This window comes from Streptomyces sp. NPDC049541, from assembly GCF_044465725.1.
Lineage (GTDB): Bacteria > Actinomycetota > Actinomycetes > Streptomycetales > Streptomycetaceae > Streptomyces.
This window is the reverse complement of sequence record NZ_JBITLY010000007.1, coordinates 202,398-217,874: the sequence shown is the minus strand read 5'-3', so window position 1 is coordinate 217,874 and position 15,477 is coordinate 202,398. Positions and strand designations below refer to the sequence as shown.

The following is a 15,477-nucleotide window of genomic DNA, read 5'->3' as shown; positions in this document are numbered from 1 at the left end:
CTCGCCCGCCCTACTCCTCCGGCCCGGCGAACGGGTTGCGGATGGCGGCCGGCGGCCAGTCGGGCGCGGTGTACGGCCGGCGGAAGGTACGGCGGCCCGAGCCGACCTCGAACGGCTCAGCGTCACCTGGCAGTTGGACCTCGGCCCGGGTGTTCGGCGGGACGAGCACCTCCACCGTGAGCGTGCCGTCCTCGATCCGCCAGCCCGCCTCGGCACGGCCGTACGGCGTGTCGTACGCGGCCTTGGCATATGTGAGGTCACCGCCGGGAACGGGCGCGATCCGCAGCCTGCGCCAGCCCGGTTCGGCGGCTTCGAGACCGGCGACCGTGCGGTGCAGCCAGTCCGCGACCGCGCCGAGGGCGTAGTGGTTGAAGGAGGTCATCTCGCCGGGGTTGATGCTCCCGTCGGGCAGCATCGAGTCCCACCGCTCCCACACGGTCGTCGCCCCCATGCTCACGGGGTACAGCCAGGACGGGCAGCCCTGCTCCAGGAGCATCCGGTACGCCAGTTGCGCTTGGCCGCCCGCGCACAGGGCGTCGCAGATCAGCGGCGTACCGGCGAACCCGGTGGCGATGCGGAAGCCCGCCTTGCGCACGATGTGGGCCAACCGTTCGGCGGCGCCCTGCCGTTGGCGTTCGGTCGGCAGCAGTGCGAAGCACAGGGCGAGCGCGTACGCGGTCTGCGCGTCGCTCGACATCCGCCCGACGGGAGTGACGAACTCGTCGGCGAAGGCCGCCCGCACCGAGCGCGCGAGCTCCTCGTAGCGGACGGCGTCGCCCTTCTCCCCCAGCAGCCGCGCCGTCTCGGCGAGCACGTCGGCCGAGCGGGCGACGTATGCGTTGGCGACGAGGTCGCCGTCCGTACGGGCGTCTCCCGGAGCGTCCGGCGGGGCGGCCGGGTCGAGCCAGTCGCCGAGCTGGAAGTCCTGCCGCCACAGACCGCCGCCCTCCTCGGTGAGACGGGCGGCGGTCTCCATCCAGGCGCGCATGCTCGGGTACTGGGTGCGCAGCACGGCCAGATCGCCGAAGCGCCGGTACAGCGTCCACGGCAGCAGTACGGCGACGTCCGCCCACACCGCGTGCGGGGTGCCGCCGAAGCCGGAGGGCAGGACGTCGGGCACCACCAGCGGGGGTGTGCCGTCCGCGCGCGCGAGTTGTTCGGCCGCGAGGTCGCGCAGCCAGCCGCCGAGCATGCCCGAGCAGTCGTAGAGGAAGGAGGCGGTGGGGGCGAAGACCTGGATGTCGCCGGTCCAGCCGAGGCGTTCGTCGCGCTGGGGGCAGTCGGTGGGGATGTCGAGGAAGTTGCCGCGCATGCCCCATACGACGTTCTCGTGCAGGCGGTTGACCAGCTCGTGCGAGGACTCGAACCAGCCCGTGCGGGTCATGTCGGTGTGCAGCACGACGGCTTCGACCGCGGACGGGTCCAGTTCGCCGGGCCAGTTCTCGATTTCGGCGTAGCGGAACCCGTGGAAGGTGAAGCGCGGTTCGTACGTCTCCTCGCCCGCGCCGGCGAGGGTGTACGTGTCGGTGGCGGCGGCGAGACGCAGCGGCCGTACGCCGAGTTCGCCGTGCTCCAGGACTTCCGCGTGCCGCAGGGTGATGGTGTGTCCGGCCGGGCCCGACACGCGGATGCGCAGGCGTCCGACCAGGTTCTGCCCGAAGTCGAGGACGGTCTTCCCGGACGGCGTGGTGAGGACGTCGACGGGAGCGAGGATCTGGGTGCGGCGCACGGGCGGCCCGGTCGGGGCCACCAACTCGGCGCCGGGGAGCGGGAGTTCGGTGACGGGTGACCAGTCGGAGGTGTCGTGGCCCGGTTCGGACCAGCCGGGGCGGGCCGCCCGGGCGTCGTAGAGCTCGCCGTCGTAGAGCTCGGAGCGCAGGATCGGGCCGCTCGTGGCGCGCCAGGTCTCGTCGGTGCCGAGGGTGGTGACGGTGCCGTCGGGGTGGGTGACCTCCAGCTGGGCGAGGAGCGCGCGGCGGTCGCCGTAGACGTTGCGCCGGCCGCCGTGGAAGCCGAGCCGGCCCGTGTACCAGCCCTCGCCGAGGAGTGCGCCGATCGCGTTGTCGCCCGCGCGCAGCAGGCCGGTGACGTCGAAGGTCTGGTAGCGCAGCCGGTGGTGGTAGGAGGTCCAGCCGGGGGCGAGGACGTGGTCGCCGACACGGCTGCCGTTGATCTCGGCCTCGTAGACGCCGTAGGCGGTGATGTGCAGGCGGGCCGAGGCGACCGGCTTGGCGAGGGTGAAGGTGCGGTGCAGCAGCGCCACCGGGAGCGGGGCGTCGGACGGTTCGCGGTCGGGGGTGACGGGCCGGGCGGTCCAGTCGGTACGGGCGAGCAGTCCCGTCTCCGCCCAGGTCGGCGGCGACCAGGCGGACGGCTCGGGGTCCTCGCCCCACACCTGGACACGCACCCCGACGCGGCTGCGGGAGGCGAGCGGCTCGCCGGGCCAGTCCACCAGTACCGAGTCGGCGCCCTCGACGCGCCCGGTGTCGGTCAGGACGGTGCCGTCGGTGCCGGTGATCTCGAGCCGGTACGCCTGCTGCGTCCAGCCGGGGGTGTCCGTCTCGGTGCGCCAGCTCAGGCGGGGCCTGCTCTCGCCGATGCCGAGCGGCTCGCGCTGGTGTTCCAGGACAGGTGCGGTGACGCGCATCAGATGGCTTCCTTCGCACGGGCGGTGGAGGTGGTCCCGGGCGCCGCGGCCCGCCCCTGGGGAGCGATGGTGCGGACGACCCACACGCCGATCAGACCGGACACGGCCACACACGCCGTGGTGATCCACAGGACGGCCGAACCGCTGACCGCCATCAGGGTGGGGGTGGCGAGGCCGGCGAGACCGCACAGGGCGCGGCTCAGACCGTAGGTCAGTCCCTGGGTGGTCGCGCGCAGTTCCTCGGGGAACGCCTCCTGGGACCAGACCTTGTAGTTGGCCTCGCCGGCGAACTGGTTGACGACGTTGTAGAGGAGCAGGAAGAACACCATCGCCGCGATCACCGCACCGCCGGTTGCCGCGGCCACGGCGAAGGCAAGGACCTGGAGCACCGCGCAGACGTAGAACAGCCGGTCGCGCCAGGGCGTGTCGGCCAGTCGCACGAAGGCGAGCGAACAGACCAGTCCGATCGGGAGCCCGGCCAGGCTCATCCCGGTGGCGAGGGTCTGGGAGGCGCCGCTGACGGTGGTCAGGAAGTATGTGCCGTACTGGCCCATGGTGTTGGCGGCGAGGTTCCAGGCGAGGTAGAAACCGCCCGTCGCGAGGAGCGGGACGAGGACCGGCTTGGCGCCGAGGCGGCGCAGCGCCCGCGCGTCGATGCCCTCGCCACCGCCGCCGCGCTCGGCCTCCTCCAGCACAGGAGACAGCCGCATGCGGTTGCGCAGCACCCAGCTGACCAGGGCCACGACGGCGAGGTGCGCGAAGAGGAGCTGAGCGGAGAGGTAGCCGAGCGTGGAAGTGCCGAAGCCGATCACTATCGCGGCGGTGATGCCGACGACCCACATGGTCTGCGTCGCGCCGATCAGCCGGCCGCGGACCGCGCGCGGGGAGTGCTCGGAGACCATGGCCAGCGAGGTCGGCAGGTCGGCACCGGCCGCGAGACCGCCGATGATCATGCCGGCGAAGAGGAAGGCGCTGTTGGGGGCGAAGACCAGCACGGCGGCACCGATGGCGTAGACGAGGATGTCGATCCCGTACACGCGCTTGCGGCCGAAGCGGTCGGCGAGGCGGCCGCCGACGAGTGAGCCGATGGCGATGGAGAAGGTCAGCGCCGCGCTCAGTGCGCCGAGGCCCCAGGAGGACAGGTGGAAGCGGCTCTGCCACAGGCCCAGCGACAAGCCGGAGGAGACGATGATGCCCGAGTCCAGGTAGGAGGCCATGCCGGACAGGACGGCCAGGCGCCACTGGGAGCGGGTGACCCGGGGTTCGGCGGGCCTGCGGGAGATGGCGTCGTTGCTCATCAAGGCGGCCTTTCTGATGGGGAGTTCGGGGACGGAGGGCTGTGCGTGCCATGGGGTGATGACACGTGTAACCGGCCCTGTAAACAGTCATGAAACGTTTCACGGCATCGTGGGGCCGCGGCGGCGGCCCGTCAAGGGTTCCGGCAACGAAATCTCGGCACCTTCATGAACACCGCGGGGCGAGCCACCATGACGTCTTGACGACATCCCACCAGTGGGACTACGTTCTCTGAAACGATTCAAACAGTGTTCAGAGGTGGTCATGCCAGACCAGTCCGCCGTGAAGGCAGCGCTCGCGGCGCAGAAGATCGAGACACCGTCGTGGGCGTACGGCAACTCCGGTACACGTTTCAAGGTGTTCGCCCAGCAGGGTGTGCCGCGCGACCCGTGGGAGAAGCTGGCCGATGCGGCGCAGGTGCATGCCGTGACCGGCGTGGCGCCGACGGTCGCGCTGCACATTCCATGGGACAAGGTCGAGGACTACGGCAGGCTGGCGGCGTTCGCACGGGAGCAGGGGGTTGCGCTGGGTGCGATCAACTCCAACACGTTCCAGGACGACGACTACAAGCTGGGCAGCATCTGCCACCCGGATGCGGCGGTGCGCCGCAAGGCGGTCGATCACCTGCTGGAGTGCGTCGACATCATGGACGCCACCGGATCCAGGGACCTGAAGCTGTGGTTCGCCGACGGCACGAACTACCCCGGACAGGACGACCTCCGCGCCCGCCAGGACCGGCTCGCGGAGGGACTCGCCGAGGTGTATGCGCGGCTCGGCAACGGGCAGCGGATGCTGCTGGAGTACAAGTTCTTCGAACCCGCCTTCTATGCCACCGACGTGCCCGACTGGGGCACCGCCTACGCCCACTGCCTCAAGCTGGGCGAGAAGGCACAGGTCGTCGTGGACACCGGGCACCACGCACCCGGCACCAACATCGAGTTCATCGTCACCACCCTGCTGCGCGAGAACAAACTCGGCGGGTTCGACTTCAACTCACGCTTCTACGCCGACGACGACCTCATGGTCGGCGCCGCCGACCCCTTCCAGCTCTTCCGCATCATGTACGAAGTCGTCCGCGGCGGCGGCTACACCCCTCAGGTCGCCTTCATGCTGGACCAGTGCCACAACATCGAAGCCAAGATCCCCGCCATCATCCGCTCCGTCATGAACGTCCAGGAAGCCACCGCCAAAGCACTGCTCGTGGACGCGGAGGCGTTGGAGGCGGCTCAGCGGGCGGGTGACGTCCTCGAAGCCAACGCCGTGCTCATGGACGCCTACAACACCGACGTACGGCCCCTGCTCGCCGAAGTCCGCCAGGAAATGGGACTCGATGCCGACCCCATCGGCGCCTACCACCGCTCCGGATGGGCCGAAAAAATCGTCGAGCAACGAGTCGGCGGACAACAAGCCGGATGGGGAGCCTGAACACTGCAACTCGTCTGCCGGGACCTTGATGTCTGCAGGCCGCGGGCCCGACGCGCTGGTCGCGCCCACGCGACGGAGCCGCACATCGATACAGCCCCGCGCCCCCAAAGGGGCGCGACGGAGCCGCACATCTATATAGCCCCGCGCCCCGTCGGGGCACGTATCTCCAGAAGGACTGAATGGACATGGCATCCCACCCCGAAGCTGCCGCTCTGCTGGCCCGGTCCCATCGGCTCGGCTCTGATCCCCGCAATACCAACTACGCGGGGGGCAACACTTCCGCGAAAGGCACCGACACCGATCCCGTGACCGGTGGTGACGTCGAGTTGATGTGGGTCAAGGGGTCCGGTGGTGATCTCGGCACGCTCACCGAGGCCGGGCTCGCCGCGTTGCGGCTGGATCGGTTGCGGGCCCTGCAGGGGGTCTATCCGGGGGTCGAGCGCGAGGACGAGATGGTCGCCGCGTTCGACTACTGCCTGCACGGGAAGGGGGGTGCCGCTCCCTCCATCGACACCGCGATGCACGGTCTGGTGGACGCCGCGCACGTCGACCATCTGCATCCCGACTCCGGGATCGCGCTCGCCTGTGCGGCCGACGGGGAGAAACTGACCGCCGAGTGTTTCGGCGACACGGTGGTGTGGGTGCCGTGGCGGCGGCCCGGGTTCCAGCTGGGGCTGGACATCGCGGCGGTCAAGGAGGCCAATCCGCAGGCCATCGGGTGCATCCTCGGCGGGCACGGGATCACCGCCTGGGGCGACACCTCCGAGGAGTGCGAGCGCAACTCGCTGCACATCATCCGTACCGCCGAGGCGTTCCTCGCCGAACGGGGGAGGGACGAGCCGTTCGGGCCGGTGATCGAGGGCTACGAGGCGCTGCCCGAGGCCGAGCGGCGGGAGCGGGCGGCGGCGCTGGCGCCGTTTGTGCGGGCCGTTGCGTCTCAGGACAAGCCGCAGGTCGGGCACTTCAACGACTCCGACGTCGTGCTGGAGTTCCTGGCGCGCGCCGAGCATCCGCGGCTCGCCGCGCTCGGGACCTCCTGCCCCGACCACTTCCTGCGGACGAAGGTACGGCCGCTGGTGCTCGACCTGCCGCCTTCCGCTCCCGTGGAGGAGGCGATCGCGCGACTGAAGGAGCTGCACGCCGAGTACCGCGAGGAGTACGCCGCCTACTACCAGCGGCACGCGCTGCCCGACTCCCCCGCGATGCGCGGCGCCGACCCGGCGATCGTGCTGGTGCCGGGGGTGGGCATGTTCAGCTTCGGCAAGGACAAGCAGACGGCGCGGGTGGCCGGCGAGTTCTATGTCAACGCCATCAATGTGATGCGCGGGGCCGAGGCCGTGTCGACGTATGCGCCGATCGAGGAGTCGGAGAAGTTCCGCATCGAGTACTGGGCGCTGGAGGAGGCCAAGCTCCAGCGGATGCCGAAGCCCAAACCGCTGGCGACGCGGGTCGCGCTCGTGACGGGCGCGGGCAGCGGTATCGGGAAGGCCATCGCGGAGCGGCTGGTCGGGGAGGGCGCGTGTGTCGTCGTCGCCGATCTCAACGCGGAGAACGCGGCCGCTGTGGCCGAGGAGCTGGGCGGCCCGGACAAGGCCGTCGCCGTGACGGTGGACGTGACGGACGAGGAGCAGATCGCCGCGGCCTTCAAGGCGGCCGTGCTCGCCTTCGGTGGCGTCGATCTGGTGGTCAACAACGCCGGGATCTCCATCTCCAAGCCGTTGTTGGAGACTTCGGCCAGGGACTGGGACCTGCAGCACGACATCATGGCCCGTGGGTCCTTCCTCGTGTCGCGGGAGGCGGCTCGGGTGATGATCGCGCAGGAGCTGGGCGGCGACGTCGTCTACATCGCCTCCAAGAACGCCGTGTTCGCCGGGCCCAACAACATCGCCTACTCGGCCACCAAGGCCGACCAGGCGCATCAAGTGCGGCTGCTGGCCGCCGAGTTGGGCGAACACGGCATCCGCGTCAACGGCGTCAACCCGGACGGTGTGGTGCGCGGTTCCGGGATCTTCGCGGGCGGCTGGGGTGCCCAGCGGGCGGCCGTGTACGGGGTGCCGGAGGAGAAGCTGGGCGAGTTCTACGCGCAGCGGACCATCCTCAAGCGTGAGGTGCTGCCGGAGCATGTCGCCAACGCCGTGTTCGCGCTGACCGGCGGGGAGTTGACCCACACCACCGGGCTGCACGTCCCGGTCGACGCCGGCGTCGCGGCCGCCTTCCTGCGGTGAGCGCGCTCGTGAAGTCGTACGCCGCGGTCGACCTCGGCGCGTCCAGCGGGCGTGTCATGGTCGGCCGCGTCGGACCCGACAGCCTGGAGCTGACCGAGGCGCACCGCTTCCCCAACCGGCCCGTACGGGTGCCCGAGGGGCTGCGGTGGGACATCCTCTCCCTGTACGGGGGTGTCCTGGACGGACTCAAGGCTGCGGGCCAGGTGGATTCCGTCGGCATCGACAGCTGGGCCGTGGACTACGGGCTGCTGGACGCGGACGGGGCGCTGCTCGGCAATCCCGTGCACTACCGGGACGCCCGCACCGAGGGCGTCGCGGAGAAGGTGTGGGCGAGCGTGCCCGCCGACCAGCTGTACGCGGCGACGGGGTTGCAGTACGCGCCCTTCAACACCCTGTACCAGCTGGTCGCGGCGCGGGAGACGGCCCAACTGGCCCAGGCGGAGCGGTTGTTGCTCATTCCGGACCTGATGTCCTACTGGCTCACCGGCGAGCAGGGGACCGAACTCACCAATGCCTCGACGACCCAGCTGATCGATCCGCGCACGCGTGAGTGGTCGTACGAGGTCGCCTCCCGGCTGGGAGTAGACCTGGGCCTGTTCGCGCCGCTGCGGCGGCCCGGGGATCCGGCGGGTGTGCTGCGGCCGGAAGTGCTGGAGGAGACGGGGCTGCGGGGTCCGGTGCCGGTGACGGCGGTCGGTTCGCACGACACGGCGTCCGCGGTGGCCGCCGTACCGGCCGACGGCGAGCGGTTCGCGTACATCTGCACCGGGACCTGGTCGCTGGCCGGCCTCGAGCTGGACGCACCCGTGCTGAGCGAGGAGAGCCGGGCCGCCAACTTCACCAACGAGCTGGGGCTGGACGGCACGGTCCGCTATCTGCGCAACATCATGGGGTTGTGGCTGCTCCAGGAGTGCGCACGGGCCTGGGGTGAACCGGAGCTGGGCGAGCTGCTGCTGGAGGCGGCCAAGGTGCCAGCGCTGCGGTCGGTGGTGGACGCCGGGGATGCGGTGTTCCTGGCGCCCGGGCGGATGCCGGAGCGGATCGCCGAGGCGTGCCGTGTCTCCGGACAACCGGTGCCCGAGTCCCCCGCGGAGATCACGCGCTGCATCCTCGACTCGCTGGCCCTGGCCCATCGCCGGGCGATCGAGGACGCCCAGCGGCTGGCCTCGCATCCGGTCGACGTCGTGCACGTCGTCGGCGGCGGTACCCGCAACACCCTGCTGTGCCAGCTGACCGCCGACGCGTGCGGGCTGCCCGTGGTGGCGGGTCCGACGGAGGCGGCGGCGCTGGGGAACGTGCTGGTCCAGGCCCGGGCGCACGGACTGGTCGGCGACCTCGCGAGCGGGCGGCGCCTGCTCACGCGCGCCCAGCCGCTGACCCGCTACGAGCCGCGGGGCGACACCGCCCGCTGGCATGAGGCGCAGGCCCGGCTCACCGGAAGGTGAGGGGGCTCCCCCACGCCGCGTCCCCCGGCTACCCTTCACTCATCCGATGATCGATCACAAGGAGCCGCGATGCGTGTCGCCCTGTTCCTGACCTGTGTCAACGACACGCTCTATCCGGACACCGGGCGCGCCGTGGTGAAACTGCTGACCAGGCTGGGCGTCGAGGTCGATTTCCCGATGGCCCAGACCTGCTGCGGGCAGGCGCACTACAACACCGGGTACCGGCATGAGGCGGAGCCGCTGGCCCGGCATTTCTCCGATGTCTTCGGGGAGTACGAGGCGATCGTGACGCCGTCCGGGTCGTGCGGGGCGATGGTGCGGGAGCTGTATCCGCGGATGGGTGAGCGGGCGCGGGCCGAGGGGCGCGGGGACACGCTCGCGGCGACGTTGGCTCCCGTCGTCCCGAAGACGTACGAGCTGACGGAGTTCCTGGTGGACGTGCTGGGCGTGACGGACGTCGGCGCGTACTACCCGCACCGGGTGACCTACCACCCCACCTGCCACGGGCTGCGCGGCCTGGGGCTCGGGGACCGGCCGCGCCGGTTGCTCCAGGCCGTGAAGGGCCTGGAGCTGGTGGAACTGCCTGGTGCCGAGGAGTGCTGCGGCTTCGGCGGCACCTTCGCGCTGAAGAACTCCGATGTCTCGGCGGCGATGGGCGCGGACAAGGTGCGCTACGCCGAGTCGACCGGCGCGGAGGTGTTGTGCGCGGCCGACAACTCCTGTCTGATGCACATCGGCGGGACGATGACGCGGCTCAGCAGCGGCATGCGGCCGGTACACCTCGCGGAGATCCTGGCGAGCACGGAGGAGGAGCCGGCATGAGCGGGACGTTCGTAGGGATGCCGGCCTTCCCGAAGGCCGCGCACGAGGCGGTCAACAATCCGACGCTGCGCGGCAATCTGCGGCACGCCACGCACACCATCCGCGCCAAGCGGGCGAAGGCCGTGGCGGAGGTGTCCGACTGGGCGGCGCTGCGGGAGGCCGGCAAGCGGATCAAGGGCCATACGCTGCGTCATCTCGACCGGTATCTGGAGCAGTTGGAGGAGGCGGTCACGGCCGCGGGCGGCACCGTGCACTGGGCCGCCGACGCCGACGAGGCCAACCGGATCGTGGCCGGGCTGGTGAAGGCGACCGGCGAGACGGAGGTCGTCAAGGTCAAATCGATGGCCACGCAGGAGATCGGCCTCAACGAAGCCCTCGAAGCCGAGGGCATCCGCGCCTACGAGACCGATCTCGCCGAGTTGATCGTGCAGTTGGGCAAGGACCGGCCCTCCCACATCCTGGTCCCGGCCATCCACCGCAACCGCGGCGAGATCCGGGACATCTTCGAGCGCGAGATGAGCGAGTGGGGCCGCCCGGCCCCCGAGGGCCTGACCGACACGCCCGCGGAACTCGCCGAAGCCGCCCGGCTCCACCTGCGGGAGAAGTTCCTGCGCGCCAAGGTCGGCATCTCCGGCGCCAACTTCATGGTCGCCGAGACCGGCACACTGGTCGTCGTCGAGTCCGAGGGCAACGGGCGGATGTGCCTGACCCTGCCCGAGACGCTGATCTCGGTCGTCGGCATCGAGAAGATCGTGCCGACCTGGCAGGACCTGGAGGTGTTCCTGCAGACCCTGCCCCGCTCCTCCACCGCCGAGCGCATGAACCCCTACACCTCGACGTGGACCGGCACCACGGACGGCGACGGGCCGCGCACCTTCCACCTGGTGCTGCTCGACAACGGCCGCACCGACACCCTCGCCGACGAGGTCGGCCGCCAGGCGCTGCGCTGCATCCGCTGCTCGGCCTGCCTGAATGTCTGTCCGGTCTACGAGCGGGCAGGCGGTCACGCCTACGGTTCGGTGTATCCCGGCCCGATCGGCGCGATTCTCAGCCCCCAACTCCGGGGCACCCAGAGCGAGATCGACGCCTCGCTGCCGTATGCCTCGTCGCTGTGCGGTGCCTGCTACGAGGTGTGCCCGGTCGCCATCGACATCCCCGAGGTGCTGGTCCATCTGCGGGAGCGGGTCGTGGAGGGCGGGCAGGTGACCCGCGAGGGCAACAAGGTGGTGCTGCAGCCCGCCAAGGGCCATGCGGCCGAACGGGCGGCGATGCGCGCGGCCCGCTGGGCGTTCACGCACCCGGGCGCCCTGCGCACGGGCCAGCGACTCGCTTCCCGCACCCGCCGCCTCCACCCACGGACGCTGCCCGGGCCGGGCAAGGCGTGGAGCGGCAGCCGGGATCTGCCGTCGGTGCCCGCGGAACCGTTCCGCGACTGGTGGCAGCGCACACAGGGTGGCAAGGGAGGCGCGAAGTGAGCAGCAGGGAACGGATCCTGGGCCGGGTGCGGCGCGCACTCGCGGACGTACCGCAAGAAGACACGCCGTACGAGCAGGCCGTTTCGCGCGACTATCTGCGGGAGCACGGGGAGCGGAGTGTCGAGCAGACGGTGGATCTGCTGGCCGAGAACCTGGCGGACTACCGGGCGATCGTGCACCGCTGCACAGCGTCCGAGCTGACGGCGGTGATCGGCCGGCTGCTCGCCGAGCGGGGCTCGAAGACGGTGCTGGTGCCGTCCGGGCTCGATGAGGGGTGGCTCGCGGCGACGGACGCCGAGCGGCTGCCGGATCGCGCCGAGAGCACCCCGCACGAGCTGGACCAGGTCGAGAGCGTGGTCACCGGCTGCGCGGTCGCCATCGCCGAGACCGGCACCATCGTCCTGGACGGCAGCCCCGAACAGGGCCGCCGTCGCATCACCCTCGTCCCCGACCACCACATCTGTGTCGTACGGGTCCCGGAGCAGGTCGTCTCGTCCGTGCCCCAGGCCCTCGAACGCCTCGACCCGGCCCGCCCGTTGACATGGATCTCCGGCCCGTCGGCGACCAGCGACATCGAACTGGACCGGGTCGAGGGGGTGCACGGACCGCGCACGCTGGAGGTGGTGCTGGTGAGCGGTCGTGCAAGCGGCGAAGTCAACTCTTGAGCCTCCGTACCGTCAGAGAGCGCGGGGGTCGGTCGGCGGCCCGTCAATCCGTCTCGGGCAAGGTTCGGGGCAGTCCGAAGCGTGTCATGACGTCGGTGGTGAAGCTGGTGATGGCGGTGATGTGGTCGCCGGCCGTGGTGATGACCAGGAGGCAGTAGGCGCGGTACACACCGGAGTGCGGGTCTGCCAGGTACGGGCCGAAGGCCGGCTGGCCGTTGGCGCGGGTGGGGACTGCGCGGTAGGCGCGGCCGGGGCGGAAGGTGACGGCGGCCAGGACGCGCTGGGCTGATTCGATGCCGCGGTATTCCAGCATGGCCGGGGGCATGGAGAGCCTCACGTCGGTGAGGAGCAGTTCGATCAGGGCGTCCAGGTCGGCGCGTTCCATGGCCTCGGTGAACCGGGCGACGAGCCGGATTCCGGGGTGGCCTCGACAGCCATCCCGGGATTTCGTCGCGCCGGGCGTCACCGCGGGTGCGTATCAGCAGTACGCGATCGGACAGCCGCGGCGCAGCGAGTGCTGGGCGGCCCGCAGATACAGCGCCACGTAGAACGCGGCGTCCAGGTCCTCGCTCCACGGTCCGGGCCGGGTGGCGGCCAGGTCCTTCGCCGGTCCGTCGAGGAACCACATGGTCAGGTCAAGGTTGTCGTTGGTCGCCGGTATCTCGTCCACCGGCAGTTCGACGGCCGCGGCAAGCCGCTCGGCGAGGCGGAGCACCTGGGGAGCGCCGGCGACCATCGTCTCGTCCGTGTAGGCGGAGTTGACGGGGAGCCAGATCTCCTCGTCGAGGGACAGTGGCACCAGCAGTGTCCAGCCGCAGAGCACCTCCTCCTCGGCCCGTGACAGATGCGAGCGGCACAGCGCGCTGAAGCCGTCCATGGGAGGCACCAGCTTCTCCTCGAACGACATCCCCGAGCCGCGCACGAAGTCCGTCTCCTCGGGCACCGAGGTGTACGCCGGCAGACCGCGCCGCCTCAACTCCGCGTCGAGCGCGGAGGCGACGGCTCCTCGGCCGCCCTCCTCCTCGTCGTCCTCGGACCACTCCTGCGCACCGACACTGACCAGATAGATCCCCATGGCTGAAACGTACAAGGCACCACTGACAACGGCTTCGAAGGCGGCCACGACTTATCGCCGGCGGGTGCCCGCTCACGAGCCGGCGGGTGCTGCGTGCTTCGTCCGGCTGCCCCACATTTTGCGTGACAGCAGGGGTGAACAAGCGCTTAGATAGTAGCTCCGACCCATGCCGAGCTGGAGGCCCCGTTGCTGTTCTCATCCGTCGACGACGTCTCCGCGCGGCTGGCCGCCACCGGCTATCTCGCCTCGCCCGCGGTCGCCACGACCGTCTTCCTCGCCGACCGGCTGGGCAAGCCGCTGCTGGTGGAGGGCCCGGCCGGGGTCGGCAAGACGGAGCTCGCCAAGGCCGTGGCCGAGGTGGCGGATGCGCGGCTGGTCCGGCTGCAGTGCTACGAGGGCGTCGACGAGTCGCGGGCGCTGTACGAGTGGAACCACGCCAAGCAGCTGCTCCGCATCAGCGCCGGCCGTGACGAGACCTGGGACGAGACCCGCACGGACATCTTCAGCGAGGAGTTCCTGCTCACCCGCCCGCTGCTCACCGCCATCCGCGGCGACGACCCCAAGGTGCTGCTGATCGACGAGACCGACAAGGCGGACGTCGAGGTGGAGGGTCTGCTCCTGGAGGTGCTGAGCGACTTCCAGGTCACCGTGCCCGAGCTGGGCACGATCACCGCGACCCGCCGCCCCTTCGTCGTCCTCACCTCGAACGCGAGCCGCGAGCTGTCCGAGGCGCTGCGCCGTCGCTGCCTGTTCCTGCACATCGGCTTCCCCGAGCAGGAGCTGGAGCGCCGGATCGTACGGCTGAAGGTGCCCGGCCTGGACGAGGCGCTGGCCGACTCGGTGGTTCGGGTGGTCGGTGCGCTGCGCGCGATGGACCTGCGCAAGGTGCCCTCGGTCGCCGAGACGATCGACTGGGCGCGCACCCTCCTCGCGCTGGGGGCCGACACCCTCGACGAGGGCGTCGTACGCGACAGCCTGGGCGTCCTGCTCAAGCACCAGGACGACGTCCTCAAGGCGGCCGCCAAGCTCGACCTGGACGCCGTGTGACCGCGCCGGGGGTGGCGGAGCGCCTGACCTCGCTGGTCGGGGCGCTGCGCGCGCACGGCATGCGGATCGGCACCGGTGAGACCGTGGACGCGGCGCAGGCGGTGGCGGCGCTGGGCCTGGCGGACCGTGAGCTGCTGCGGGAGGGGCTGGCCGCCACGCTGCTGCACGCCACGGTGCAGCGGCAGGTGTTCGACCCGGTCTTCGACCTGTACTTCCCGCGGGGCGTCGGCGCGCCGGAGGCGGAGCCCGCGGACCGGGACGATCTGCGGGAACGGCTCGCCGCCGCGCTCGCCGCCGGCGACGTCGTGCTGATGGGGCAGCTGGCGGCGGAGGCGGTCGACGGGTTCGGCGGTTACGGTGCGTCACCGGGGTCGCGGGGCTGGTCGTCGTACCAGGCGCTGGACCGGCTCCGCCCGCAGACCCTGCTGGCCCGTGTCCGTGAGAACGTCCAGGCCCGGGACGGCAGTTCCGGGTTCGCCGACCGGCTCCTCGACGACGAGATCCGGCGGCGCATCGAGACGTTCCGCAGACAGGTGGCCGTGGAGGCGCGGCGCCGGATCGCCGAGCAGCGCGACCGGGACGAGCTCGCCCGGCGCGCGGTGGCCACCACTCCCGACCGGGTCGACTTCCTGTACGCCGGGAATCTCCAGCTCGCCGAGTTGCGCAGGACGGTCCAGCCGCTGGCCCGCAAGCTCGCCACCCGGCTCGCGGCCCGTCGGCGCCGCGCCGCCCGGGGCAGCATCGATCTGCGGCGCACTCTGCGCGGTTCCCTGTCCACGGGTGGGGTGCCGATGAAGCCGGTGCTGCGCCGGCGCCGTCCGGTACGGCCCGAACTGGTGCTGCTGTGCGATGTGTCGGGGTCGGTGTCCGGGTTCTCGGACTTCACGATGCTGCTGGTGCAGGCGCTGCACGACCAGTTCAGCAAGGTGCGGGTGTTCGCCTTCGTCAACCGGCTCGACGAGGTGACCCGGCTGCTCGACCACGGTGCGGCCGACCCGCAGGGGCTGGGCGCCCGCATCCGGGCGGAGGCGACGCTCACGGGCTGGCACGGCAGCAGCGACTACGGCGTCGCGCTGGGCGAGTTCGCGCAGCGGTACGGCGACGCGGTGGGCCCGCGCACCACGGTGTTCGTGCTCGGTGACGCCCGTACGAACATGAGCGACCCGAACCTGTCGGCGGTACGGCAGGTGGCCGAACGGGCCCGCCGCGTCTACTGGTTGAATCCCGAGCCGCACACCCTGTGGGGCACGGGTGACTCCGCGGCACCCGAGTACGCCGAGTTGGTGGAGATGTACGAGTGCCGCAACGCGCGGCAGCTCGGCGCGCTCATCGCGCGCCTGCTGCCGGTGTGACCG

The 15,477-nt window shown here is 71.0% G+C and carries 12 protein-coding genes; 8 read left to right on the top strand and 4 right to left on the bottom strand.

What is annotated here, in order from left to right; genetic code table 11:
- Positions 1-10: 10 nt before the first annotated feature.
- The gene (locus tag ACIBW9_RS26540) at positions 11-2,647 is read right to left on the bottom strand and encodes a family 78 glycoside hydrolase catalytic domain (protein ID WP_398959085.1); all 2,637 of its coding nucleotides are present in this window, start codon (positions 2,645-2,647) and stop codon (positions 11-13) included.
- Complete coding sequence (locus ACIBW9_RS26535) at positions 2,647-3,945, bottom strand: MFS transporter (RefSeq protein WP_398959083.1); 1,299 nt, start codon at positions 3,943-3,945, stop codon at positions 2,647-2,649. Before ACIBW9_RS26535 ends, ACIBW9_RS26540 begins: the two co-directional genes overlap by 1 nt.
- 262 nt (positions 3,946-4,207) lie before the next feature.
- Here ACIBW9_RS26535 and rhaI point away from each other — a divergent pair, with 262 nt between their 5' ends.
- The 6 genes from rhaI to ACIBW9_RS26505 all read left to right on the top strand — a co-directional run bounded on the left by rhaI (position 4,208) and on the right by ACIBW9_RS26505 (position 12,000).
- Positions 4,208-5,368, top strand: a complete 1,161-nt coding sequence (gene rhaI / locus ACIBW9_RS26530) for an L-rhamnose isomerase (RefSeq protein ID WP_398959081.1) — start codon at positions 4,208-4,210, stop codon at positions 5,366-5,368.
- 185 nt (positions 5,369-5,553) lie between these two features.
- Positions 5,554-7,593: a bifunctional aldolase/short-chain dehydrogenase gene (locus ACIBW9_RS26525; protein WP_398959079.1), complete on the top strand. Its 2,040-nt coding sequence runs from the start codon at positions 5,554-5,556 to the stop codon at positions 7,591-7,593.
- An 8-nt stretch (positions 7,594-7,601) separates the two neighbouring features.
- Positions 7,602-9,038 carry a rhamnulokinase family protein gene (locus tag ACIBW9_RS26520; protein ID WP_398959683.1) on the top strand — a complete coding sequence of 479 codons (1,437 nt, stop codon included), beginning with the start codon at positions 7,602-7,604 and terminating at the stop codon, positions 9,036-9,038.
- 69 nt (positions 9,039-9,107) lie between these two features.
- Positions 9,108-9,860: a (Fe-S)-binding protein gene (locus ACIBW9_RS26515; RefSeq protein ID WP_398959077.1), complete on the top strand. Its 753-nt coding sequence runs from the start codon at positions 9,108-9,110 to the stop codon at positions 9,858-9,860.
- The gene (locus ACIBW9_RS26510; RefSeq protein ID WP_398959075.1) at positions 9,857-11,335 is read left to right on the top strand and encodes a LutB/LldF family L-lactate oxidation iron-sulfur protein; all 1,479 of its coding nucleotides are present in this window, start codon (positions 9,857-9,859) and stop codon (positions 11,333-11,335) included. The genes ACIBW9_RS26515 and ACIBW9_RS26510 overlap by 4 nt, the downstream gene beginning before the upstream one ends.
- A complete protein-coding gene (locus tag ACIBW9_RS26505) occupies positions 11,332-12,000 on the top strand; it encodes a lactate utilization protein C (protein WP_398959073.1) in 669 nt (222 codons plus the stop codon). The genes ACIBW9_RS26510 and ACIBW9_RS26505 overlap by 4 nt, the downstream gene beginning before the upstream one ends.
- Positions 12,001-12,043: 43 nt before the next feature.
- Here ACIBW9_RS26505 and ACIBW9_RS26500 read toward each other — a convergent pair whose 3' ends face one another.
- Positions 12,044-12,385, bottom strand: coding sequence for a hypothetical protein (locus ACIBW9_RS26500; protein WP_398959071.1), 342 nt, complete (start codon positions 12,383-12,385; stop codon positions 12,044-12,046).
- Positions 12,386-12,478: 93 nt separating this feature from the next.
- Positions 12,479-13,075, bottom strand: coding sequence for a hypothetical protein (locus tag ACIBW9_RS26495; RefSeq protein ID WP_398959070.1), 597 nt, complete (start codon positions 13,073-13,075; stop codon positions 12,479-12,481).
- A gap of 189 nt (positions 13,076-13,264) precedes the next feature.
- Here ACIBW9_RS26495 and ACIBW9_RS26490 point away from each other — a divergent pair, with 189 nt between their 5' ends.
- Both ACIBW9_RS26490 and ACIBW9_RS26485 read left to right on the top strand, forming a co-directional pair.
- Positions 13,265-14,122, top strand: coding sequence for an AAA family ATPase (locus ACIBW9_RS26490; RefSeq protein ID WP_398959681.1), 858 nt, complete (start codon positions 13,265-13,267; stop codon positions 14,120-14,122).
- Between the two features lie 59 nt (positions 14,123-14,181).
- Positions 14,182-15,474 carry a VWA domain-containing protein gene (locus tag ACIBW9_RS26485; protein WP_398959679.1) on the top strand — a complete coding sequence of 431 codons (1,293 nt, stop codon included), beginning with the start codon at positions 14,182-14,184 and terminating at the stop codon, positions 15,472-15,474.
- Positions 15,475-15,477: the final 3 nt, after the last annotated feature.